The following is a 24996-nucleotide window of genomic DNA, read 5'->3' as shown; positions in this document are numbered from 1 at the left end:
CTCATTCGTGGCGACGGGGTAGGGCGTTTTACACAAAAGAAAACCCAGCGCTATGGCTGGGATTCGTGAAAATGGGCGGCAAGAGACTGCGCTAACAGCCTCCTGCCTGATTTGCTCATGCCTTTAGTCACGAACAAACCACGTTACTAATCACTGTATCCTGGATTTGTTCTTTCCAATATCAACCAATTCATAACATTGAACAAATCCTCACGGTCGTGAGGTAAGACATGAAAAAGATGCCAGAAAAACATGATCTGTTAACCGCCATGATGGCGGCAAAGGAACAGGGCATCGGGGCAATCCTTGCGTTTGCAATGGCGTACCTTCGCGGTCGGTATAATGGCGGTGCGTTTAAGAAAACACTAATAGACGCAACGATGTGCGCCATTATCGCCTGGTTCATTCGTGACCTTTTAGTCTTCGCCGGACTGAGTAGCAATCTTGCTTACATAGCGAGTGTATTTATCGGCTATATCGGCACAGACTCGATTGGTTCGCTAATCAAACGCTTCGCTGCTAAAAAAGCCGGAGTCGATGATGCAAATCAGCAGTAACGGAATCACCAGATTAAAACGTGAAGAGGGCGAGAGACTAAAAGCCTATCCAGATAGCAGGGGGATACCAACCATTGGGGTTGGACATACCGGAAAAGTGGATGGTAATCCTGTCGTATCAGGGATGACAATCACATCCGAAAAATCGTCTGAACTGCTTAAAGAAGATTTGCAGTGGGTTGAAGATGCGATAAGTAGTCTTGTTCGCGTTACGCTGAATCAGAACCAATATGATGCACTATGTAGCCTTATATTCAATATAGGTAAATCAGCATTTGCTGGATCTACCGTTCTGCGCCAGTTGAATTTAAAGAATTACCAGGCAGCAGCAGATGCTTTCCTGTTATGGAAAAAAGCTGGTAAGGACCCTGATATTCTCCTTCCTAGGAGGCGGCGAGAAAGAGCGCTGTTCCTGTCATGATGTTCAACTGGAAAACGATGTTTGTTGGCCTGTTGCTCGTCTCGCTAATTGTTTCCGGTCGGCTGGCAAATCATTACCGTGATAACGCCATCTCCTACAAAGAGCAGCGCGATAACAAGGCCAGTGAACTGGAGAAGGCGAACGCCACCATTACTGACATGCAGCAGCGCCAGCTTGATGCTGATGCACTCGATGCTAAATACACGAAGGAGTTAGCTGATGAGAAAGCTGAAAATGATGCTCTTCGGCGCAAGCTTGATAATGGTGGTCGGGTGCTCGTCAAAGGCAAATGTCCTGTGCCATCCTCAGCCGAAACCTCCAGCGCCTCCGGCATGGGCAATGATGCCACCGTCGAACTCTCTCCAGTTGCTGGACGAAACGTTCTCGGTATCCGGGATGGAATCATCAGCGACCAAACAGCACTGAGAACGCTTCAGGAGTACATCAGGACGCAATGCCTGAAGTAATTTCCATCACATAGAAATTTAACAAGTGACTTTCAGGAAAATGCCTCGCATTTGCGGGGCTTTTTTACATCTGCAGTAAACCGCGCATCGCAGCGCGTAACAATCCCGAGTCTTTCAGAAAGCTGAGCCTGAGAACTGCCGTATATGGTGGCGACCATCTCGGGGCGGCTTTTCTGTGCGAACAGGCTCATCTTTCTAAAAGGTAAGACGCTATGAATATCGTTCCACTAAATTACAAAGGCGAACCTATCCGCTTCAATACTGATGGCTGGATTAATGCCACTGATATTGCAAAACGTTTCGGGAAGCGTCTGGATCACTGGTTGTCCAACACTGAAACTCTCGAATACGTTAGAGCTCTGGATGAGGTTTATTCAGGTGAGCCATCGAAAATTCTACATACCCGTGATTCCGGGTATGTAAAAACAAGCAAGGCACGAAAGGACAGGGGCGGCGGAACATGGCTGCATCCAAAGTTATCAGTTGCCTTTGCAAGATGGTGCGATCCGAAATTCTCCGTATGGTGCGACCTGCACATTGATAGTCTGCTTCGCGGTGAACTGACTGAGCAGCAGAAATATGAGCAAGCATGTCGCATTCGCGATGACCGGAAATCAAAAGCCAGCAATGGGGCAAGAGAGATGGCTCGCTGGCGATGGGATAAGCCGGTTATTGAAGCAAATGTTGAGTACTGGCGCGAGCAACTGCAGTTGACTCTCGATATCGCGTGCTGATGGCAAACGCAAAACTGCGTTATCGGAAAAATCAAAGCATTACGAGAGCTGAGCAACAGCTATCCATTACAAAGCCCATCTACGGGTGGGCTTGATAATGAAACCGGAATTTATTCTGGGTAACCAGTTACGGCAGTACCACGAAACAACCCAAGCCAGTAAGTGGGGAAATAACACTGGCAGCCACTGAAAGATGAACCTCCTGCCTTATGGCAAAAAAGATTCTTTGCGGTGGCGGACTGATGGAAAGACATCGGTTATTGCAGAGACCATTCAGTGAGTGGCCTCGACAATGGCTTATCCCAACAACCGGAGCCAACACAATGGCAGAGATTACAGCATTGACAGAATTACAGCAGATGAACCTCGATATCCTCCGTTTAGTACAAAGCGATACCGCAGCAGCAGAGAAAGCGATCGCATTCGTTGCTGGAAGTAAGCTGAACTTCGAACTGTTCAAAGACCAACTGGTTTTGGCGCAGGGTGAAGGAACGGCATTAGCTCGCGCAGAAAAGGCTATTCGTGAGGCAAAAGAAGCGTTAGACCTGTTCACTGCCGGAGTATAATCATGGCAAATCCAAATTTCACGCCATCGTGGCCTCTCTACAAAGATGCTGACGGTGCATATGTGTCTGCTCTTCCGATTAAAGCTATCAAATACGCTAATGACGGAAGTGCAAGCGCAGAATTCGATGGTCCGTATGCTGACCAGTACATGTCAGCGCAAACAGTGGCCGTATTCAAGCCGGAGGTCGGTGGATATCTGTTACGAAGCCAGTACGGCGAGCTGCTCTATATGAGCAAGACAGCATTTGAAGCTAAGTACACTTCCGCAAGCGGTTCAGTAACGAATGCAGATACGGCGGATAAGTTGTCAACGGCCCGTACTATCACACTAACCGGCGCTGTCACAGGTTCAACGTCATTTGATGGTTCGGCTAACGTGACTATCGCAACTACCCAAGGAAGCTAACTTATGGCAGCACCAAAGGGCAACCGATTCTGGGAGGCCCGCAGTAGCTGTTACCAACGGTGCAAAACTGATCCACCCCAGCGGTTGAAAATTGATCCAGGGGTTAATCTGCTCCTCTGAATACAGGGGAGCTTATGATCACTTTTGAGATTCGTATGGAAATTAAAGTCCTGCACAAGCGGGGAATGAGTATCCGGGCCATTGCCAGGGAGCTGGGTATTTCGCGCAATACTGTCCGCAGCCACCTGAAAGCCAAATCTGAAAAGCCGCAGTATTCACCACGCCCGGCACCATCATCACTGCTCGATGAATACCGTGATTACATCTCTAAGCGGATCAGCGATGCGCATCCCTACAAAATCCCGGCGACCGTTATTGCCAGGGAAATCATGGAGCTGGGCTATCGTGGAGGGCTTACTATCCTGAGAGAGTTCATCCGTAAACAGACCCTGCCAGCACAGGCAGAACCGGTCGTTCGCTTCGAAACCGAGCCCGGACGGCAGATGCAGGTTGACTGGGGGACCATGCGAAACGGCAAGTCACCCCTGCATGTGTTCGTCGCTGTTCTGGGATACAGCAGAATGCTTTACATCGAGTTCACCGACAACATGCGCTACGACACGCTGGAAGCCTGTCACCGCAATGCGTTCAGCTTCTTCGGCGGTGTACCGCAGGAAGTCCTGTACGACAATATGAAAACGGTGGTGCTGCAGCGTGATGCTTACCAGACCGGGCAGCACCGGTTCCATCCTTCCCTGTGGCAGTTCGGCAAAGAGATGGGCTTCTCTCCCCGCCTGTGCCGTCCCTTCAGGGCGCAGACTAAAGGCAAGGTGGAGAGGATGGTGCAGTACGCCCGCAACAGCTTCTATATCCCGTTAATGACACGCCTGCGTCCGATGGGGATCACCGTCGATGTTGAAACCGCAAACCGTTACGGCCTGCGCTGGCTGTACGATGTGGCCAATCAACGTAAGCATGAAACTATCCAGACCCGCCCCTGCGATCGCTGGGTGGAGGAACAGCAATCCATGCTGGCACTGCCACCGGAGAAAAAACAGTATGACGTGCAGGTTGATGAAAGCCTGATGACCTTCGACAGGCAGCCGTTGCATCATCCGCTCTCCATCTATGACACGTTCTGCAGAGGAGCCGCATGATGGTCGAACTGCAACATCAACGGCTGATGGTGCTTGCCGAACAGCTCCAGCTGGACAGTCTTATCGGCGCAGCGCCGGCGCTGTCGCAACAGGCGGTGGATCAGGAATGGAGCTACATGGACTTCCTGGAGCACCTGTTACATGAGGAGAAACTGGCCCGGCATCAGCGTAAACAGGCGATGTACACGCGGATGGCAGCCTTCCCGGCGGTAAAGACGTTCGAGGAGTACGACTTCACCTTCGCCACCGGCGCTCCTCAGAAGCAAATCCAGTCGCTGCGATCCCTGAGCTTCATAGAGCGTAACGAAAACATCGTGTTGCTGGGGCCATCGGGCGTGGGAAAAACGCATCTGGCGATAGCCATGGGCTACGAAGCAGTACGGGCGGGCATCAAGGTTCGCTTCACAACAGCAGCGGACCTGCTGCTACAGCTGTCCACTTCACAGCGTCAGGGCCGTTACAAAACGACTCTCAATCGTGGTGTCATGGCCCCGAAGCTGCTTATCATCGATGAAATAGGTTATCTGCCGTTCAGTCAGGAGGAAGCCAAGCTGTTCTTCCAGGTCATCGCCAAACGTTACGAGAAGAGCGCGATGATCCTGACCTCCAACCTGCCGTTCGGGCAGTGGGATCAGACGTTCGCCGGTGATGCAGCGCTGACATCGGCGATGCTGGACCGGATCTTACATCACTCACACGTCGTGCAAATAAAAGGGGAAAGCTATCGACTGAAGCAGAAACGAAAGGCCGGGGTTATAGCTGAAGCTAATCCTGAGTAAACAAGGTGGATCAATATTAAACCGTTGGTGGTGGCGGTAAGTGGATCACTTTTTACCCGTTGTTGACACTAGCCATGGGCGTAACCCGAAATTCGAGTCGCCTGAGGCGCTGTGGGCTGCTTGTTGTGAATACTTCGAATGGGTGGAAGCTAACCCACTATGGGAGATGAAGGCGTTCTCATATCAGGGTGAGGTGACACAAGAGCCAATCGCCAAGATGCGAGCAATGACCATCACTGGCCTGACTCTATTCCTCGATGTGACGCTTGAAACATGGCGCACATATCGAATGCGAGAAGATTTATCTGAGGTCGTTACGCGAGCAGAGCAAATCATCTACGACCAAAAATTCTCCGGCGCAGCCGCTGACCTTCTCAACGCTAACATCATCGCCCGAGATTTGGGCCTCAAAGAGCAGTCGCAAGTTGAAGACGTGACACCTGATAAGGGAGATCGCGATAAGCGCCGCTCTCGTATCAAGGAGCTATTCAACCGTGGAACTGGACGCGATTCTTGATAGCCTGAGCGACGAAGAGCAAATCGAATTGCTCGAGCTACTCGAAGAAGAAGAGAACTACCGAAATACACACCTGCTATATGAATTTACGCCATACAGCAAACAGCGTGAGTTCATCGATGCCGGGCATGACTATCCAGAGCGATGTTTTATGGCTGGTAACCAGCTTGGTAAGTCATTTACTGGTGCTGCTGAAGTCGCGTTTCACCTTACCGGGCGTTATCCGGGAACAAAAGGCTATCCGGCTGATGGTAAATATGGCGGAGAGTGGAAAGGTAAGCGTTTCTATGAGCCAGTTGTCTTCTGGATTGGCGGTGAAACAAACGAGACTGTAACCAAAACGACTCAACGAATCCTGTGCGGGCGTATCGAAGAGAATGATGAACCCGGCTACGGATCAATCCCGAAAGAGGACATCATTAGTTGGAAGAAGTCACCATTCTTCCCTAATCTTGTTGATCACCTTCTTGTTAAGCACCACACGCCAGAAGGCGTCGAAGATGGCATCTCAATATGCTACTTCAAGCCTTACTCACAGGGCCGCGCCCGCTGGCAGGGCGACACAATTCACGGCGTCTGGTTTGACGAAGAGCCGCCATATAGCATCTATGGCGAAGGTCTTACCCGTACCAACAAATACGGGCAATTCTCTATTCTGACGTTTACCCCGCTGATGGGGATGTCTGACGTTGTCACCAAGTTCCTGAAGAATCCCAGCAAGTCTCAGAAAGTGGTCAACATGACCATCTATGATGCTGAGCACTACACCGACGAGCAGAAAGAGCAAATCATAGCATCCTATCCTGAGCATGAGAGAGAGGCACGTGCTCGTGGTATTCCTACGATGGGTAGCGGGCGAATCTTCCAGATACCAGAAGAGACGATTAAGTGCCAGCCGTTTGAGTGCCCCGATCACTTCTATGTTATCGACGCTCAGGACTTCGGATGGAACCACCCGCAAGCTCACATTCAGCTTTGGTGGGACAAAGACGCAGATGTTTTCTATCTGGCGCGTGTGTGGAAGAAATCAGAGAACACCGCAGTTCAGGCATGGGGTGCTGTTAAGTCGTGGGCTAACAAAATACCTGTCGCGTGGCCTCATGACGGTCACCAACACGAAAAGGGCGGTGGTGAGCAACTTAAAACCCAATATGCGGATGCCGGGTTCTCTATGCTTCCCGATCACGCAACGTTCCCGGATGGCGGTAACTCAGTAGAGTCAGGCATTAGTGAGCTTCGTGACCTGATGCTTGAAGGAAGATTCAAAGTATTCAACACATGCGAACCATTCTTTGAAGAGTTCCGTCTCTATCATCGCGACGAGAACGGCAAGATCGTCAAGACCAACGATGATGTGCTCGATGCTACTCGCTACGGCTACATGATGCGCCGCTTCGCCAGGATGATGCGCGATATCAGAAAGCCGAAAGAAAAGAAAATTCCCGCACCGATTAGACCAGTACGCAGAGGACGATAATGGCCGACAATGAAAACAGGCTGGAGAGTATCCTGTCGCGCTTTGATGCGGACTGGACAGCCAGCGATGAAGCCAGAAGGGAGGCCAAGAATGATCTCTTCTTCTCCCGCGTATCTCAGTGGGATGACTGGCTATCACAATACACAACCCTACAATATCGCGGGCAGTTCGATGTGGTACGTCCTGTGGTGCGCAAACTCGTTTCTGAGATGCGTCAGAACCCTGTTGATGTTCTGTATCGCCCAAAGGATGGAGCAAGTCCTGACGCTGCTGATGTGCTAATGGGCATGTATCGCACAGACATGCGACACAATACGGCAAAAATCGCGGTCAACGTCGCTGTTCGTGAGCAGATTGAAGCAGGTGTAGGTGCGTGGCGTCTGGTCACTGACTACGAAGACCAAAGTCCAACGAGCAACAATCAGGTTATCCGTCGAGAGCCTATCCATAGTGCCTGCTCCCATGTTATCTGGGACAGCAACAGCAAACTGATGGACAAGTCTGACGCCCGTCACTGCACAGTTATCCACTCAATGAGCCAGAATGGTTGGGAGGATTTCGCAGAAAAATACGACCTCGATGCGGATGATATTCCATCATTCCAGAACCCCAACGATTGGGTATTCCCATGGCTGACGCATGACACAATTCAGATCGCTGAGTTTTACGAAGTGGTCGAGAAGAAAGAGACGGCGTTTATCTACCAAGACCCGGTTACGGGTGAGCCGGTAAGCTACTTTAAGCGCGATATTAAAGACGTCATCGATGACCTGGCTGATAGTGGATTTATCAAAATTGCAGAGCGCCAGATTAAGCGTCGCCGGGTATACAAATCGATTATCACCTGCACTGCTGTACTCAAAGACAAGCAGCTCATTGCTGGCGAACATATCCCCATTGTTCCGGTATTCGGAGAGTGGGGCTTCGTTGAAGATAAAGAAGTGTATGAGGGTGTCGTCCGCCTGACAAAAGACGGTCAGCGTCTGCGCAACATGATTATGTCGTTCAACGCCGACATCGTGGCCCGCACTCCGAAGAAGAAGCCGTTCTTCTGGCCTGAGCAGATTGCAGGATTTGAGCATATGTACGACGGTAACGACGATTACCCATACTACCTGCTCAATCGCACTGACGAAAATAGTGGAGACCTTCCGACTCAGCCGCTGGCATATTATGAAAACCCGGAAGTGCCGCAAGCCAACGCCTATATGCTGGAAGCAGCAACCAGCGCAGTAAAAGAGGTTGCCACTCTCGGAGTTGATACAGAAGCGGTAAATGGCGGACAGGTTGCGTTTGATACCGTCAATCAACTGAATATGAGGGCTGACCTTGAGACATACGTGTTTCAGGATAATCTGGCTACCGCTATGCGCCGTGACGGAGAGATTTACCAGTCGATAGTTAATGACATCTACGATGTTCCTCGCAACGTTACGATTACCCTTGAGGATGGCAGCGAGAAAGATGTTCAGCTAATGGCTGAGGTTGTTGACCTTGCTACTGGTGAGCGGCAGGTACTAAACGATATCAGGGGGCGCTATGAGTGCTACACGGATGTTGGACCATCATTCCAGTCCATGAAGCAGCAAAACCGCGCAGAAATTCTTGAGTTGCTCGGCAAGACGCCACAGGGAACGCCAGAATATCAACTGCTGTTGCTTCAGTACTTCACCCTGCTTGATGGTAAAGGTGTTGAGATGATGCGTGACTATGCCAACAAGCAGCTTATTCAGATGGGCGTTAAGAAGCCAGAAACGCCCGAAGAACAGCAATGGTTAGTAGAGGCGCAACAAGCCAAACAAGGTCAACAAGACCCGGCAATGGTTCAGGCTCAGGGCGTACTCCTGCAGGGGCAGGCTGAACTGGCTAAAGCTCAGAACCAGACGCTGTCCCTGCAAATCGATGCAGCTAAAGTCGAAGCGCAGAACCAGCTTAACGCTGCCAGAATCGCAGAAATCTTCAACAACATGGACCTCAGTAAACAATCTGAGTTTAGAGAGTTCCTCAAAACCGTTGCTTCATTCCAGCAGGACCGCAGCGAAGACGCTCGCGCAAATGCTGAGTTACTCCTTAAAGGCGATGAACAGACGCACAAGCAGCGAATGGACATTGCCAACATCCTGCAATCGCAGAGACAAAATCAACCTTCCGGCAGTGTAGCCGAGACACCTCAATAAGAGAGAGTTAATCATGGAACCAACCACCGAAATTCAGGCAACTGAAGACTTAACCCTGTCCGGCGATCATGCAGCGGCATCTGCTGATGGCTTAGTTGTCGATAATGCCAACGACAATGCAGGTCAGGAAGAGGGCTTTGAGATTGTCCTGAAGGACGATGAGACAGCACCAAAACAAGACCCGGCAAAGAACGCAGAATTCGCCCGCCGCCGAATCGAGCGCAAACGACAGCGCGAGCTTGAGCAGCAGATGGAGGCGGTTAAGCGCGGAGAATTGCCGGAGAGTTTACGGGTAAACCCTGACCTTCCACCTCAGCCGGATATTAATGCCTATCTGTCAGAAGAAGGCCTGGCTAAATATGACTACGACAACAGCCGTGCGCTTGCCGCTTTCAATGCTGCCAATACCGAATGGCTAATGAAAGCGCAGGACGCCCGCAGCAATGCCGTAGCAGAACAGGGCCGCAAGACTCAGGAGTTTACCCAGCAATCAGCGCAATACGTCGAAGCTGCCCGCAAACACTATGACGCGGCAGAAAAGCTCAATATCCCTGACTATCAGGAGAAAGAAGACGCATTTATGCAACTGGTTCCGCCTGCGGTTGGGGCCGACATTATGCGCCTGTTCCCGGAGAAGTCCGCCGCGCTCATGTATCACCTGGGCGCAAACCCGGAGAAAGCCCGCCAGTTACTGGCGATGGATGGGCAGTCCGCGCTGATTGAACTAACTCGACTATCCGAACGCTTAACTCTCAAGCCTCGCGGTAAACAAATCTCTTCCGCTCCCCCTGCTGACCAGCCGATTACCGGTGATGTCAGCGCAGCAAATAAAGATGCCATTCGTAAACAGATGGATGCGGCTGCGAGCAAGGGAGATGTGGAAACATACCGCAAGCTAAAGGCAAAACTTAAAGGAATCCGATAATGGCTTTGAACGAAGGTCAAATTGTTACACTGGCGGTGGATGAGATTATTGACACCATCTCCGCAATTACTCCAATGGCGCAGAAAGCCAAGAAATATACCCCGCCTGCGGCTTCTATGCAGCGCTCCAGCAATACCATCTGGATGCCTGTAGAGCAGGAGTCTCCCACTCAGGAGGGCTGGGATTTAACTGATAAAGCGACAGGCTTGTTGGAACTCAACGTCGCGGTAAACATGGGAGAGCCGGATAACGACTTCTTCCAGTTACGCGCCGATGATTTGCGTGATGAGACAGCGTATCGTCACCGAATCCAGTCCGCAGCCCGCAAACTGGCTAACAACGTTGAGTTGAAAGTCGCAAACATGGCCGCCGAGATGGGGTCATTGGTTATCACTTCGCCGGACGCTATCGGCACGAACACCGCAGACGCATGGAACTTTGTTGCCGATGCAGAAGAAATCATGTTTTCCCGCGAGCTTAATCGCGATATGGGGACATCCTACTTCTTCAACCCACAGGACTACAAAAAAGCGGGTTACGACCTGACCAAGCGTGATATCTTCGGGCGCATCCCTGAAGAAGCATACCGCGATGGCACCATTCAGCGTCAGGTTGCTGGCTTCGATGATGTCCTGCGCTCTCCGAAACTTCCTGTGCTGACCAAATCCACCGCAACTGGCATCACTGTATCCGGTGCGCAGTCCTTCAAGCCTGTCGCATGGCAACTGGATAACGATGGCAACAAAGTTAACGTTGATAACCGTTTTGCTACCGTCACCCTGTCTGCAACTACCGGCCTGAAACGCGGCGACAAAATTTCGTTTGCTGGCGTTAAGTTCCTCGGTCAGATGGCTAAGAACGTGCTGGCGCAGGACGCGACTTTCTCCGTGGTCCGTGTTGTTGACGCTACTCACGTTGAAATTACGCCGAAGCCAGTTGCGCTGGATGATGTTTCCCTGTCTCCTGAGCAACGCGCCTACGCCAACGTTAATACCTCGCTGGCTGATGCAATGGCAGTGAACATTCTGAACGTTAAAGACGCTCGCACTAATGTGTTCTGGGCTGATGACGCCATCCGTATTGTGTCTCAGCCGATTCCGGCCAACCACGAACTGTTTGCAGGTATGAAAACTACCTCATTCAGCATCCCGGATGTTGGCCTTAACGGTATCTTCGCTACGCAGGGTGATATTTCCACCATGTCCGGCCTGTGCCGTATTGCGCTGTGGTACGGCGTAAACGCGACACGACCGGAAGCAATAGGTGTTGGTCTGCCTGGTCAGAAGGCGTAACTAACAGGGGCTTCGGCCCCTTTCTTATTTGAGGTGACATATGGGCGTAATGCTATATAAGCAGGGTCGTGGAACGAAGGTATGGGGCAAGGAAGTTCAGGCTAAAGTTGTCGACGACAGCGATGTAGAAGATCACCTTGCCGATGGTTGGGTTAAGCATCCAAATGAGGTGCCGGAGACTAATGACGAACCAATCGGCGAGTCATGCGTGGTCAAGAAAGACATGGGTGAAGTATCTGATGGATACCACACCTTTAACGAACTATATGCACATCGAGTGCGCCTGTTTTCAACACTAATGAATGCCTTCCGCGAAAGCGCATGGTGGAGCTTCCAGCATCATGACGGCGAGCAATGGGATGGATGGGTGTTAGCTGGCATCGACACCCCAGAAGGCGCGGTAACATACCACCTCCCAGAGAGTGAAATTGAACATCTGCCTAAAGGCACGGAAATTGAGTTTGGCAAGGAATGGGACGGCCACACGGCAGATGATGTGTTGAATCGTCTGCTAAGCCTGCGACCGAAAGAACCGGCAACCAAAGAACGCAAAAAGCCAGGACCAAAGCCTAAGGCGGAAAGCGATGCAGATAAAGACTAAAGGCGATCTGGTCAGGGCGGCGCTGCGTAAGCTTGGTGTAGCATCAGATGCAACTCTCACTGATGTCGAACCTCAGTCTATGCAGGATGCCGTTGATGATCTGGAAGCGATGATGGCGGAGTGGTATCAGGACGGGAAAGGCATCATTACCGGATATGTATTCTCAGATGATGACAATCCTCCTGCTGAAGGTGACGACCATGGCCTTCGCTCCAGTGCAGTCAGCGCCGTATTCCATAATCTGGCCTGCCGCATTGCTCCTGATTATGCGCTTGAGGCTACTGCCAAAATTATCGCCACTGCTAAATACGGAAAAGAGCTTCTCTATAAGCAAACCGCCATTTCCAGAGCCAAACGAGCGCCTTACCCGTCACGCATGCCGACAGGCAGTGGAAACAGTTTCGCCAATCTGAACGAATGGCATTATTTCCCCGGAGAACAGAATGCCGATTCAACAACTCCCCATGATGAAGGGAATGGGTAAAGACTTCAAGAACGCCGATTATATCGACTATCTGCCAGTGAATATGCTGGCAACACCCAAAGAAATCCTTAACAGCAGCGGCTATCTCCGCTCATTCCCTGGCATTACCAAACGTTATGATATGAACGGCGTATCGCGTGGAGTTGAGTACAACACCGCTCAGAATGCTGTTTATCGTGTTTGTGGTGGCAAGCTCTACAAAGGAGAAAGCGAAGTTGGTGATGTTGCCGGAAGTGGTCGCGTATCAATGGCACATGGTCGGACATCACAGGCGGTAGGCGTTAATGGCCAACTGGTCGAGTATCGCTATGATGGCACGGTTAAAACCGTCTCAAACTGGCCTGCAGACAGCGGATTCACGCAGTATGAATTAGGTTCAGTGCGTGACATTACGCGCTTACGTGGGCGTTATGCGTGGTCAAAAGACGGCACTGATTCATGGTTTATCACTGACCTCGAAGATGAATCGCATCCTGACCGCTACAGCGCACAATATCGCGCAGAGTCGCAGCCTGACGGCATCATCGGCATCGGAACATGGAGAGACTTCATCGTCTGCTTTGGTTCGTCAACGATAGAGTATTTCTCCCTGACAGGCGCAACCACCGCTGGCGCTGCGTTGTATGTCGCACAGCCATCGTTGATGGTACAGAAGGGCATTGCCGGAACATACTGTAAAACGCCGTTCGCTGATTCATACGCCTTTATCAGTCATCCGGCTACTGGCGCACCTTCCGTCTACATCATCGGTTCAGGGCAGGCATCGCCAATTGCGACCGCCAGTATTGAGAAAATTATCCGCTCATATACCGCTGAAGAAATGGCGACGGGTGTGATGGAGACTTTGCGCTTCGATTCTCATGAGCTTCTGATTATTCATCTCCCTCGCCATGTTCTGGTTTACGACGCATCGTCCAGCCAGAACGGACCTCAGTGGTGTGTGCTGAAAACCGGGCTTTACGATGATGTATATCGCGGCGTCGACTTCATGTACGAAGGAAACCAGATAACGTGCGGCGACAAATCAGAAGCGGTGGTCGGACAATTGCAATTCGACATCAGCAGCCAGTACGACAAACAACAAGAACACCTACTGTTTACGCCCCTTTTCAAAGCAGATAACGCCAGATGCTTCGACCTTGAGGTTGAATCATCCACTGGTGTTGCTCAATACGCTGACCGCCTGTTCCTGTCTGCAACAACTGACGGCATCAATTACGGTCGTGAACAGATGATTGAGCAGAACGAGCCGTTTGTGTACGACAAGCGCGTTTTATGGAAACGTGTTGGGCGCATTCGTCGATTAATCGGATTCAAACTGCGAGTAATCACCAAATCACCAGTAACACTATCCGGGTGTCAAATTCGTCTGGAGTAAAATATGGCAGACCCGTCACTTAATAATCCTGTCATTATTCAGGCTACTCGTCTGGATGCCTCAATCCTCCCACGCAACGTCTTCAGCCGGTCTTATCTGCTCTACGTAATCGCGCAGGGGGCTGACGTTGGCGCTATTGCGGGAAAGGCAAACGAAGCAGGGCAAGGTGCCTATGACGCGCAGGTAAAGAACGATGAGCAGGATGTTGAGCTTGCAGACCACGAAGCGAAAATTCAGCAGTTACGCATCGACGTAGACGACCATGAAATCCGTATTGCTGCAAATACCAATGCAATTGCGGCGCTGGATGTCAGACTAACCACGGCTGAAGGAGAAATAATCACCTTGCAGGCTGATGTCAGTGCTCTTGATGGTAGAGTGACGACGGCTGAAGGAAATATTTCTGCATTGCAGGTTGATTACGTATCGAAAACAGCCACCGCAACACAATCGCTGGCGTCACCTCTCAACGTGACAACGTCCTATTCAGTTGGCGGTACTAAAGTTATCGGTGCTCGACAGCTCGGATGGACAGCAGCAACAGGAGCTGCGCTTCTCGGTGCATTCAACGCTAACCAGGCATACACGGTCAGTGCCACATATACGCAGTCTGAGGTATCAGCTATGGCTACTGGATTGCAGCAGGCGCGGCAGCGTATCAAAGCTCTCGAAGATGCAATACGAACTCATGGATTGATCAACTGATGATTACATTCACTCCCACCCGAAACATCGACCTGATAGAAACGGTCGGCAACCATCCCGACATCATAGCCGGGAGCAACAACGGTGACGGATACGACTACAAGCCTGAGTGCCGCTATTTCGAAGTGAACGTACATGGTCAGTTCGGTGGCATCGTGTATTACAACGAGATTCAGCCGCTGACCTTTGACTGCCACGCCATGTATCTGCCTGAGATTAGAGGATTCAGTAAGGAAATCGGGCTGACGTTCTGGCGATACATTCTCGCCAACACCACCGTTCAGTGCGTTACATCATTTGCTGCACGCAAATTTCGCCACGGTCAGATGTACTGCGCAATGATTGGCCTTAAGCGTGTAGGAACCATCAAGAAATACTTCAAAGGCGTGGATGACGTGACGTTTTACAGCGCCACACGCGAAGAACTAATCGACTTCCTGAATCACGGGAGATAAACATGTTATATGCATTTACGCTGGGCAGAAAACTGCGCGGTGAGGAACCTTATTATCCTGAAAAAGGCGGAAAAGGTGGCGCAGATAAAAGCGCAAAGTATGCAGCAGAAGCTCAGAAGTATGCCGCAGACCTGCAAAATCAGCAGTGGCAGACGATCATGAAAAACCTTGCTCCGTTCACGCCGCTTGCGGAGCAGTATGTTAACCAGCTTCAGAATCTTTCCAGTTTAGAAGGTCAGGGGCAGGCACTTAATCAGTATTACAATTCTCAGCAGTATAAAGACCTTGCAGGTCAGGCTCGTTACCAGAGTCTTGCTGCTGCGGAGGCGACTGGCGGACTTGGTTCGACAGCTACAAGCAATCAACTGGCCACGATTGCCCCGACTCTCGGTCAGTCGTGGTTGTCGAACCAGATGAGCAACTACAACAATCTGGCAAACATTGGCCTTGGTGCGCTGCAAGGTCAGGCGAACGCCGGGCAGACATACGCCAACAACATGAGCAGCATTGCGCAGCAAAGCGCAGCACTTGCCGCTGCTAACGCCAATAAACCATCAGGCCTTCAGACAGCAATTAGTGGCGGAACGTCTGGTGCGATTGCCGGTGCAGGTCTTGCCAGCCTTTTGGGAACATCAACACCTTGGGGCGCTGGCATTGGTGCTGGTATCGGATTGCTTGGTTCGTTGTTTTAAGGGGTAATCATGGCTACTTGGCAAGGATCAAATGGCGGATTGTTGGCTGGTATCGGCGGCGTCAACTCAAACGCTCCGAGCGTAAATGACATCGGCAATACGCTTCAGCTTATCAGGCAGAACAATGATATTGAGCGTTCAGGCGCTAACAATGTTGGGCTGACTGCTTTGCAAGGCCTTTCAGGTATTGCGGGGGTGTTTCAGCAGGAAAAGCAGGCTCAGCGGCAGAAAGAATTTCAGCAGGCATACGCTAATGCTTATGCGTCTGGTGATCGCGGTGCTTTGCGTCAGTTGGCTACTCAATATCCAGACCAGATTGAATCCGTTCGTAAAGGCATGGGATTCATTGATGAAGAGCAGCGTAATTCTATCGGCACCTTAGCAGCTGGCGCACGCCTTGCGGCCTCGTCTCCAGAAGCAATGCAATCATGGCTGCAAAACAACGCCAAGGAACTGGCGCGCGTCGGCGTTGACCCTAACAACGTTGCTCAGATGTATCAGCAGAATCCTTCAGGATTTGGTGAGTTTGTTGATCACCTTGGGATGGCTGCTCTCGGTCCGATTGATTACTTCAATGTTCAGGACAAGATAGCTGGTCGTGAGATTGACCGAGGCAGACTGGCAGAGACAATCCGCAGCAATCAGGCTGGCGAGGCGCTAACAGCGCGTGGTCAGAATATCACGATGCGCGGTCAGGATTTATCGATGCAGAGAGCATCAATGAAAGGGGCGGTTGGGAATAATGAGCGTACAGTTCAGTTAGCAGATGGCAGAACTGTAACGGTAGGCGGGAAGCTTCACGGCGCTGGGGCTAATGCGTTCTACGAAGGTATCGACAACGAGGGGAATATGGTTCGCGTTCCTGCTGGCTCTATTGCCGCTCCGGCTACATCGGCAGCAAGCGCGCAGAATTACGCAATGAAGAAAGATCTTGATGCAATCGCAAATGCAGATGCTTCTGCTCTCGATTTCATGACTGGAATGACTGGCGGAGCAGGAAATCCGGCAATTGGTGCAGATGTTCGCAGCCGACTCACAGGCAAAGAGCAACGCCAGTTATATAACTCCGCACAACGTATTCAGGGAAGAATGCAGAATCAGGGCGTGGCAGCAGCAAGAGATATGGGTGCCAGTGGTATTAACACCGTTGCAGAAGCGAAGATGTATTTTCAGGGGATGCCGCAGGTTGACTATTCAAGCCCGGAGGCTATGCAGCAGTCGATTCGTGAAATTCAGGAATACACCAACAATTACAACCAACAATATAACGTTAATGTTGGTAAATCTCAGCGGCAGCAATCTCAACCTACACAGGTATCACAGCCTGCATCCAACAGCAACTTTTCTTCACTATGGGGTGATTAATGGCTAAGGCATGGAAAGACGTTATTGCCTCTCAAAAGTACCAGGCATTAGCACCAGAGCAGAAAGCACAGGCGCAGGAGCAATACTTCAAAGAAGTAGTAGCACCGCAAGCCGGAAACGATGCCGAACAGGCTAAACAGGCTTTCTATGCTGCTTATCCACCTCCAACGGCTCAACAACCAGCAAAACAACCACATGGACCGGCGCAGCCACAGCAACAAGGTGGCTTCATGTCTGACCTTAGCAATGCTGCTGCGGAGACGGGGCGTGGATTGCTTCAGGCTGGCGTTAATCTGGCAAATATCCCGGCATCAATGGCTGATGCAGTCGCCAGCGCCGGGGCATGGGCTGGTCAGAAGCTTGGCATTGGTGACGGAACTTATCAGCCATCGCCTCGCGTCACGACACAAGGACTTGAGCAGGACTTTGGCTTGCAACAAGGTGCGCTTACTCCACAGACGACAGAAGGCAAAATCTTCTCTGAAGCACTGCCATATTTGACTCCTGTTGGGGCCGAGAGAATTGCAGCGCAGGCACCATCTATTGCCGGTCGAGTTGCTCAGGGTGCATCACGCTTGTTGGCGGAGAACGCTGTTGGTTCATTGGCTGCAAACAGTGAGCGTGATAATCCAGGAGCACTGGCAACAGACTTAGGAACTGGTGTTGCATTAGGCGGGGCAATAAATCAGTTAGGCCGTGCCGCTGGCGCTGCTTATCGTGGGATTCGCGGGACGATCGCACCAGAAGCGCAGCAGGCTATTCAGTTCGCTAATGCTGCTGATGTTCCTTTGCATACAACTGACGTTTTGCAGCCAAATTCCCGCGTCGGGCGCATGGCACAGACCACCGCTGAAAACATCCCATTTGCTGGAACAAGCACTATGCGAGCTAATCAGCAAGAAGCGCGCAGCAAGTTGGTAGATGAATTTGCATCACGGTTTGGTGAGTATGATCCGTCAATTGTTATTGGCAGCCTGAAGGCAAAAACATCAGGAATTCGGAAAGCAGCAGGGAACCGTCTTGAGCAAGTTCAGAGCGCAATGACAGGAGTCAACATTCAGCCAACGCGAGCAATTCAGCAGATAGATGATGAGATTGGAAAACTGCAAAAATTAGGACAAGTTGCCGACACGGATACAATTAGCAAACTTCAGGCATACAGGAATGAATTGGCTAAAGGTGATGTTAACCTGGAACAGTTAAGCAGACTGAGAACGCAGTTTAGGATGGATGTCAGAGGAGAAAGGACACAAATGCCACCGCCAGCTGAGGCGGCAGTGCAGCGTGTATACAGGGCAATGACAGGAGACATTGATAACTCCATTGGCCAGAACCTTGGAAACGACACTCTGCGCAGATACAAGCAGGCCAATGCGGTATACGCAGATGAGGCTAGTAAGCTCCAGAATACCCGCTTGAAGAACGTTCTGATGAAAGGGGATCTAACTCCTGAAGTTGTAAACAACATGTTGTTCAGCAAGAATAAATCAGAAGTTCAGAATCTGTACCGGTCAGTCGGTCAGGTGGGACGCGCTCAGATGCGTAACGGCATCATCGGAAAGGCTATGGAGAAATCAGGCGGTTCTCCGGATCAGTTCCTGCGCCAGGTTAATTTAATGTCTACCCAGACGGGAATCGCTTTTAAAGGACGAGATGCTGCGTATCTGAAAGGACTGAAGAACTATCTTGAGTCAACCAAGCGTGCTGGTCAGGCAGGAGTAACAACGCCTACAGGTCAGCAAACTATACCGTTCATCCTAGGTATTGGAACGGTAACTAACCCTGCGCTGGTAGGTGTTGGTGGCGGGTATGGTTTGCTGGCAAGAATGTATGAGAGTGAACCAGCACGTAATGCAATGCTTCGCCTGGCTAATACTCCACGTGGTTCTACCGCATTCGAGAAAGCGTTATCTGATGTTGAGAGTATTGTTAACTCATTCGCTCAGGGAGCGAAAACTCAATCCTTAAGCGAATAAAAGTTTGCCCACCACAAGGCCGAAGATTAAGAAAACAAAGTTCAATAAGTCACGTTCCATAAACCCTCCACTCTTTTAAGCAATTATAACCGACCTTAATGCAATGCTGCGCAAGTTTTGTATTGTGCGGCCTTGCTGTACCAGGAGCACAGTAAATGTCAGATATCACTGCCAACGTAGTTGTTTCTAACCCTCGTCCAATCTTTACTGAATCCCGTTCGTTTAAAGCTGTTGCTAATGGGAAAATTTACATTGGTCAGATTGATACCGATCCGGTTAATCCTGCCAATCAGATACCCGTATACATTGAAAATGAGGATGGCTCTCACGTCAAGATTGCTCAGCCGCTAATTATCAACGCAGCCGGTAAAATCGTATACAACGGCCAACTGGTGAAAATTGTCACCGCTCAGGGTCATAGCATGGCTATCTATGATTCCAATGTGATCTTGACCCGCCATTTCCGGACAGCTTTTGTATCTTAAGTTAACGATGCCCGCTGCCGCCGGTATTCTCTCGGAGAGTGATATCCCAGCGCACTATGCGGGTGATTTTCATTGTAATGCGTGAACGCCGCTGCAAGGTTTCGCAGGGCTGTTCTCACATCCGGTTTCGGCATGAACGCGATATAGTCTTCCTTCATCGTCTTCACGAACCGTTCGGCCATGCCATTGCTCTGCGGGCTGCTCACCGCTGTTGTACATGGCTCCAGATTCAGCTCTTTGGCGAACCTCCGCGTTTCATGCGCGGTATATGCTGAACCGTTGTCCGTCAGCCACTGCACCGCTGTGTCGGGCAGCCTGTCGCCGAAGCGCTTTTCCACCGACCTCAGCATCACATCCTGCACGGTCGAACTGTCATAGCCTCCCGTGCTTGCTGCCCAGTCTATGGCCTCACGGTCGCAGCAGTCCAGCGCGAACGTTACCCGCAGTTTTTCGCCGTTGTCGCAGCCGAACTCGAAGCCATCTGAACACCAGCGCATATCGCTTTCTGCCACCGCTATCTTGCCCTTATGTTCACGCTTCGGTCGCTCTGGTTTGTGATGCAACAACAACAGGTTATGCTCGCTCATTATCCTGTAAAGCCGTTTGGCATTCACAGGTGGCTGTCCCTCTGTGCGACGTTGCTTGCGCAGGATGCCCCACACGCGTCGATAACCATAACTCGGCATATCGCTGATAATGTTGAGGATAGCCGACAGTATTTCTGCGTCTGCTTCTTCATTACGCCGGTTACAGCGCCTGTCCTGCCAGTCGGCAGAACGGTTAATCCGCAGTGACAGTTGCGCACGCGACACGCCCATGGTCCGGCTGACCATGGCTATTCCCCGTCCTTTGGCAACAAGGGCGCGTGCGCTATCCATTTTCGCGACTGACCGTACTCCACGGCTTCTTTCAGGATCTCAACTTCCATCGTCTTCTTGCCCAGAAGGCGCTGAAGCTCCCGGACCTGCTTCAGAGCAGCAGTAAGCTCAGAAGCAGGAACGACTTCCTCTCCAGCCGCAACGGCGGTGAGGCTGCCTTCCTGATATTGCTTCTTCCACTTAAACAGCAGGCTGGGCTGGATACCATGCAGGCGGGCGACATGGGAGACATTCATACCCGGCTCCATCGTCTGCTGGATAATGGCGATCTTCTCCTGAGGAGTTTTACGTTTACGGACTTCTTGCCCTAACAGGATCCCGGTCATCTCAAAATTGGTGTTAGTGTTAGACATATATTCAAGCCTATCTCTTATCTGGAGATACAGCTACTGTCTGGTGTTTCAGGGGGCTACATCACAATGGTTCTCAGGTTGACTATATTGCTAACGTATTGAAGTACGATCCAGATCAATATTCAATAGAAGCTGATAAAAAATTTAAGTATTCAGTAAAATTATCAGATTATCCAACATTGCAGGATGCAGCATCTGCTGCGGTTGATGGCCTTCTTATCGATGTTGATTATCATTTTTATAATGGAGAGAAAGTTGATTTTGGTGGTAAGGCATTAACCATCGACTGTAAAGCAAAATTTATTGGTGATGGTAATATTACATTTACTAATCTTGGTACTGGTTCTTTAGTAAAGTCCCCATATATGGAAAGTGCTACAACACCATGGATGATTTTTCCATGGGATGAGGATGGCAACTGGATTACTGATGCCGAATCAGTTGTTTCAACGTTGGCACAAACCAGGGATAAGGGGTATCAACCAACCGTAAACGACTACGTCAAATTTCCTGGAATTGAATCACTTCTTCCTGACTATGCAAAGAATCAAGGGATAAATTCAACATTACGGATTTTTGAATGTACAGGAGTTAACGTAGAAAATGCGTCGGGGTCTGTAGCATGCTACCTTTTTGTTGGATGTAGTTATTGTAAAATGATTGAGCCAGATTCTATCTTTGGTGGTTATTATGGCGTAATAACTTTTGAGAATCTGTCAGGAAACAAAGGGATTGGAAACTATTGTATTGGTGGCAGGACAAATTATGGATCAGTAAGCTCCGTACAATTTCTTAGGCAAGATGGTGGAAATGGGCACGATGGTGGGGTTATAGGCTTTACTTCTTATCGACCTGGTGAGTCAGGTGTAAAAACGTGGCAAGGAACCGTGGGCGGGACTTCATCCAGATGCTATAATCTTCAGTTCCGTAAATCATTATCCATGTATACTGTATGGGATGGTTTTGACCTTGGCGCAGACATCGGCAATGAAACTGACAGACCTGGTGACTTCCCTTTAGCTGAGTACCCAGTTCATCAATTACCAACCAATCATTTAATTGATGACCTTGTATCTATTGGTTCGCTAGGTGTTGGTGTAGGAATGGATGGTAAAGGTGGCTATGCATCAAACATATTGATGCAGGATTGTGCAGGATCTGGTGGTCTGTGGTATACATATGGTAAAACATTCACCAATGTCTCTGTCATTGACACAAATACTCTTAACTTTAATGCCAATCAGTTATATATACAAGGTGATTGTATTGTTAATGGATTGCGTTTAGTTGGCATAAAACCAACGCCATCGAACGGATTGATAGTAGACGCACCCAACACCACCATATCTGGAATTACCGGAAACGTTGATAGCAGTAGAGTTAATGCCGCCAATATCATTGACCCAATGCTTGGAAACGCAATAATTAATAGCTATCAAGATACAGGATCTCTATATATAAGACTGCACAAATTAAGCCCATCTTTGGACGCATTAAGTATTAAGGCGCATTCAAATGGTTCTGGTAGTGGGTCAGCATGGTGTTCTTTAGGTGCTGCGTCTGGAAGTGTTAGTGATGTCGTATCTATAAAAGTTAACTACACCGACAACAGGGCAGCAGAAATACCGTTCAGCCCAATCGTCGTTAGCGATGGTGCAGTAAAAGATAACTCTTGCTTCGTCCCATACTGGGAAGAAAACTCACTAAAAGCCCTTGTCAAGAAAGCTGATGGATCTTTAGTGAGGATTACAATAGCAACAGTTTGATGATATTGTAAAACATGGGTGACAAGCACCCATGTAAATTTATCTTATTATCAAATGCCCTATCTTCTTCATTAAGAAATCAGAACCAGGCTTTGTCAAATGGCCCCAATCTACCGCTGTAACAAAATCTGGGCCATCACCTACCCTTGTTAAGCAACCACTTTCATTACATAGAGCGCTGTATGCTGAGATGTATTCAGCACCTAACTTAGGCACGTTTTCTTCAAAAAACTTATCCCATCCTTTAATTTCATCGTTTAATCCATATGACATGTATATAGGTGGTGTTTTTTTGAATTCACTTGTGTAATTTGATATCACCTTAACTAAATTAGCATTCCATTCAGGAACAGGGCCAACAACTATCAACCTTGATTGCGGTGATACTTTTTTTATTTCTTTTATTGTTAAAGAGAGAGCTTTAATTGCTAACTTTTTATCATGAACTCCATTTGAACCACGAACTGACCACGTTAGTAATACTATCTCAGGTTTGACTATACCAATCTCTTTAATCCTGTCTGCGTTAATTGAGCCAACGTCTCTTTGGAGGTCGTCCTTACCACTAACAAACAATGGAGGGGCGTTTCCGTCTGTCATTTGACTTATCACATACTTTTCATTGTTGTTTTTTATGTAACTCGACAATCCATTATAGAGTGCTGCTGCATATGAATCACCGATTATAAAAATATTATTGCTGCTATTTTTAATGCAACCATTAGATATGGCATCTTTTAACAGCACAGAGTGACATATGCCACCGCGCAATAGCTCACCATATTTATAGTAATCGTACACATTTGTGACAGAAGCATACTCACCTGCTGATTTGTTTACGCTTCTTTCTTTAATTCCATTCATGTAGTACGTGACAATACCAAATATGCCAGAGCCAAATACTACGACAGCTAGAATAATAGTAGTAATTGACTTTTTACGAGAATGGCGTAGAGGTTTTTCTAAAAGAAAATAAGTTAAAATCGCCAATACTAATGCCAGCGCCATTAGAATCAATAACTCATTGGTACTCGGTGATCCAGAAAATATAGAACGATAGAATGAATAAACTGGCCAGTGCCATAGATATAGCGGGTAGCTTATAAGCCCAATAAAAACAATAGGTTTAAAGCTGAGTATTTTTGATGCAATCCAATCATTTCCATTTGATGCTATTATAAGAGATGCGCCAATTACTGGAATTATCGCGATGTAACCAGGGAAAGCCATCTTTTCATTAATTAATGCTATTGACAGAGTTATTATTATAACGCCTATCAATGACATAGATTTAGATACTGATGTTTTTATACCCATGAAACGTAATGTTGCTATTATGGCACCAGCCATTAACTCCCAGAATCTTGAGGCTGGGGAGTAGTAGTTAGCACCACCTTCGTATGCCATGGTAAAAACACTAATTGTATAGCTAACTATAAATATTGCTGCGCATGATAGAAGTATATTACGTTTAGAGTATTTGCTTTTGAAGCATAACAAGATTACTATAGGCCACAATATATAGAACTGCTCTTCAATACCTAAAGACCAAAGGTGCAACAATGGTTTAAGATAGGATTGAGAATCAAAATAACCTGATTCACTCCATAGTGTTAAGTTTGATATGAAGAAAGCGCCTGAAAAAACGTGCTTCCCAAGTGATTTGTAATCATCTTGGAAAAAATAAACCCATCCGATTATAATACATGATATAAGAACTATCGAAAGAGCTGGGAATATTCTTAGTATTCTTCTCTTGTAAAATTCCACATAAGAGAATGAATTACTTGATGCCGATTTTAATATAATAGATGTGATAAGGTATCCAGATATCACAAAAAATATATCAACCCCAACAAAACCACCAGGAAGAATAGAAGGGAAGTAGTGGAAAATGACCACTGACAACACTGCTACTGCTCTCAATCCATCTATATCAGGTCTGTATTTTAAGTGTTCCAACTTAAACTACCTCTAGTTAACTAAGAAAATACGTAAATTAAACATCTTATTAGTATGCCATATGTTATGGATCAGTAGCCATGATTTGTATTGGTCTTGATAACAAACTGACAATGAGTTTTGTTGTTCTTTAACGAAAAATGCCAGATACCCACCTGACGTTGTTTTCCACTTAAATGTAAAATTGGTGTTGATGAAAATCTGAACGTGGATGCAACGCAGGGCGATAAAACGTTCGGTATAGCACGCTTCAAACCAATTAAGCTGAACATTGCGCCAAATGTCATGAAGTCGAGGGTGGTGCTCAGCACGCCAACGGAAACATAATCAACAAATAACTTTAACATGATAAAAGTCAGTGAATTCGAAAAGGCCTAAAGTGTAGCACCACAAATGCTATTGATCGACACCGCCGATCGT

General features: G+C 48.8%; 25 protein-coding genes and 1 pseudogene. 23 read left to right on the top strand and 3 right to left on the bottom strand.

Annotation, left to right across the window (positions count from 1 at the left end; all coding sequences use genetic code 11):
* The first annotated feature begins 230 nt into the window (after positions 1-230).
* The 22 genes and pseudogenes from QEN31_RS18000 to QEN31_RS17895 form a co-directional block, all read left to right on the top strand.
* Positions 231-557 (top strand): phage holin, lambda family, encoded by a 327-nt coding sequence (locus tag QEN31_RS18000; protein WP_000738703.1) that lies wholly within the window; start codon positions 231-233, stop codon positions 555-557.
* Complete coding sequence (locus QEN31_RS17995; RefSeq protein WP_001167374.1) at positions 541-978, top strand: lysozyme; 438 nt, start codon at positions 541-543, stop codon at positions 976-978. The genes QEN31_RS18000 and QEN31_RS17995 overlap by 17 nt, the downstream gene beginning before the upstream one ends.
* Positions 979-995: 17 nt before the next feature.
* Entirely contained in the window at positions 996-1445 is a 450-nt protein-coding gene (locus tag QEN31_RS17990) for a lysis protein (protein WP_011233123.1), read from the top strand.
* Between the two features lie 212 nt (positions 1446-1657).
* Complete coding sequence (locus QEN31_RS17985; protein WP_001028469.1) at positions 1658-2179, top strand: KilA-N domain-containing protein; 522 nt, start codon at positions 1658-1660, stop codon at positions 2177-2179.
* Positions 2180-2502: 323 nt separating this feature from the next.
* Positions 2503-2745: a DUF2560 family protein gene (locus tag QEN31_RS17980; RefSeq protein ID WP_000808100.1), complete on the top strand. Its 243-nt coding sequence runs from the start codon at positions 2503-2505 to the stop codon at positions 2743-2745.
* A gap of 2 nt (positions 2746-2747) precedes the next feature.
* A complete protein-coding gene (locus tag QEN31_RS17975; protein WP_016048833.1) occupies positions 2748-3152 on the top strand; it encodes a hypothetical protein in 405 nt (134 codons plus the stop codon).
* 134 nt (positions 3153-3286) lie between these two features.
* Positions 3287-4309 (top strand): IS21-like element ISSen3 family transposase, encoded by a 1023-nt coding sequence (gene istA, locus QEN31_RS17970; protein ID WP_000627495.1) that lies wholly within the window; start codon positions 3287-3289, stop codon positions 4307-4309.
* Positions 4306-5088, top strand: coding sequence for an IS21-like element ISSen3 family helper ATPase IstB (istB, locus tag QEN31_RS17965; RefSeq protein WP_001531258.1), 783 nt, complete (start codon positions 4306-4308; stop codon positions 5086-5088). The genes istA and istB overlap by 4 nt, the downstream gene beginning before the upstream one ends.
* A 40-nt stretch (positions 5089-5128) precedes the next feature.
* Positions 5129-5605 (top strand): DNA-packaging protein, encoded by a 477-nt coding sequence (locus QEN31_RS17960; protein WP_327258353.1) that lies wholly within the window; start codon positions 5129-5131, stop codon positions 5603-5605.
* Positions 5583-7082, top strand: a complete 1500-nt coding sequence (locus QEN31_RS17955; protein WP_023893007.1) for a terminase large subunit — start codon at positions 5583-5585, stop codon at positions 7080-7082. The genes QEN31_RS17960 and QEN31_RS17955 overlap by 23 nt, the downstream gene beginning before the upstream one ends.
* Positions 7082-9259 carry a portal protein gene (locus QEN31_RS17950; RefSeq protein WP_023170969.1) on the top strand — a complete coding sequence of 726 codons (2178 nt, stop codon included), beginning with the start codon at positions 7082-7084 and terminating at the stop codon, positions 9257-9259. Before QEN31_RS17955 ends, QEN31_RS17950 begins: the two co-directional genes overlap by 1 nt.
* 13 nt (positions 9260-9272) lie before the next feature.
* Complete coding sequence (locus QEN31_RS17945) at positions 9273-10184, top strand: scaffolding protein (RefSeq protein WP_023167453.1); 912 nt, start codon at positions 9273-9275, stop codon at positions 10182-10184.
* Entirely contained in the window at positions 10184-11476 is a 1293-nt protein-coding gene (locus QEN31_RS17940) for a P22 phage major capsid protein family protein (protein ID WP_023893008.1), read from the top strand. The genes QEN31_RS17945 and QEN31_RS17940 overlap by 1 nt, the downstream gene beginning before the upstream one ends.
* Positions 11477-11516: 40 nt before the next feature.
* Positions 11517-12077 carry a WDGH domain-containing protein gene (locus QEN31_RS17935; RefSeq protein WP_023167451.1) on the top strand — a complete coding sequence of 187 codons (561 nt, stop codon included), beginning with the start codon at positions 11517-11519 and terminating at the stop codon, positions 12075-12077.
* Entirely contained in the window at positions 12061-12561 is a 501-nt protein-coding gene (locus QEN31_RS17930; protein ID WP_001166098.1) for a packaged DNA stabilization gp4 family protein, read from the top strand. The genes QEN31_RS17935 and QEN31_RS17930 overlap by 17 nt, the downstream gene beginning before the upstream one ends.
* Positions 12521-13939, top strand: a complete 1419-nt coding sequence (locus QEN31_RS17925; RefSeq protein ID WP_001122424.1) for a packaged DNA stabilization protein gp10 — start codon at positions 12521-12523, stop codon at positions 13937-13939. Before QEN31_RS17930 ends, QEN31_RS17925 begins: the two co-directional genes overlap by 41 nt.
* A 3-nt stretch (positions 13940-13942) precedes the next feature.
* A complete protein-coding gene (locus QEN31_RS17920) occupies positions 13943-14644 on the top strand; it encodes a hypothetical protein (RefSeq protein ID WP_023167450.1) in 702 nt (233 codons plus the stop codon).
* A complete protein-coding gene (locus tag QEN31_RS17915) occupies positions 14644-15099 on the top strand; it encodes a DUF2824 family protein (RefSeq protein WP_000627703.1) in 456 nt (151 codons plus the stop codon). The genes QEN31_RS17920 and QEN31_RS17915 overlap by 1 nt, the downstream gene beginning before the upstream one ends.
* A 2-nt stretch (positions 15100-15101) precedes the next feature.
* Positions 15102-15791: a DNA transfer protein gene (locus QEN31_RS17910; RefSeq protein WP_327258347.1), complete on the top strand. Its 690-nt coding sequence runs from the start codon at positions 15102-15104 to the stop codon at positions 15789-15791.
* A gap of 9 nt (positions 15792-15800) precedes the next feature.
* Positions 15801-17156, top strand: coding sequence for a phage DNA ejection protein (locus QEN31_RS17905; RefSeq protein WP_327258345.1), 1356 nt, complete (start codon positions 15801-15803; stop codon positions 17154-17156).
* A complete protein-coding gene (locus tag QEN31_RS17900) occupies positions 17156-19132 on the top strand; it encodes a lytic transglycosylase domain-containing protein (RefSeq protein ID WP_327258343.1) in 1977 nt (658 codons plus the stop codon). The genes QEN31_RS17905 and QEN31_RS17900 overlap by 1 nt, the downstream gene beginning before the upstream one ends.
* Before the next feature lie 155 nt (positions 19133-19287).
* Positions 19288-19572 (top strand): annotated as a pseudogene (locus QEN31_RS17895) (phage tailspike protein); the annotation flags it as partial.
* 41 nt (positions 19573-19613) lie between these two features.
* On the opposite strand, the gene QEN31_RS17890 reads toward QEN31_RS17895, so the two are convergent.
* A protein-coding gene (locus QEN31_RS17890; RefSeq protein ID WP_087776199.1) for an IS3 family transposase occupies positions 19614-20821 on the bottom strand; the annotation gives its coding sequence in 2 pieces (ribosomal slippage) (positions 19614-20500 and positions 20500-20821; 1209 coding nt in all).
* A gap of 125 nt (positions 20822-20946) precedes the next feature.
* Here QEN31_RS17890 and QEN31_RS17885 point away from each other — a divergent pair.
* Positions 20947-22614 carry a tail spike protein gene (locus tag QEN31_RS17885; RefSeq protein WP_327258342.1) on the top strand — a complete coding sequence of 556 codons (1668 nt, stop codon included), beginning with the start codon at positions 20947-20949 and terminating at the stop codon, positions 22612-22614.
* Positions 22615-22653: 39 nt separating this feature from the next.
* On the opposite strand, the gene QEN31_RS17880 is transcribed toward QEN31_RS17885, so the two are convergent.
* Entirely contained in the window at positions 22654-24576 is a 1923-nt protein-coding gene (locus QEN31_RS17880) for an acyltransferase family protein (RefSeq protein WP_327258341.1), read from the bottom strand.
* Between the two features lie 71 nt (positions 24577-24647).
* On the bottom strand, positions 24648-24923 hold the full coding sequence (locus QEN31_RS17875) for a hypothetical protein (protein ID WP_179126962.1): 276 nt from the start codon (positions 24921-24923) through the stop codon (positions 24648-24650).
* Between the last annotated feature and the right edge of the window lie 73 nt (positions 24924-24996).

It is taken from the genome of Salmonella sp. SA15303 (genome assembly GCF_029962125.1).
In the GTDB taxonomy this organism is placed as follows: domain Bacteria; phylum Pseudomonadota; class Gammaproteobacteria; order Enterobacterales; family Enterobacteriaceae; genus Salmonella; species Salmonella enterica.
The sequence above is the reverse complement of the archived record's forward strand: the minus strand, read 5'-3'. Positions and strand labels throughout refer to the sequence as shown.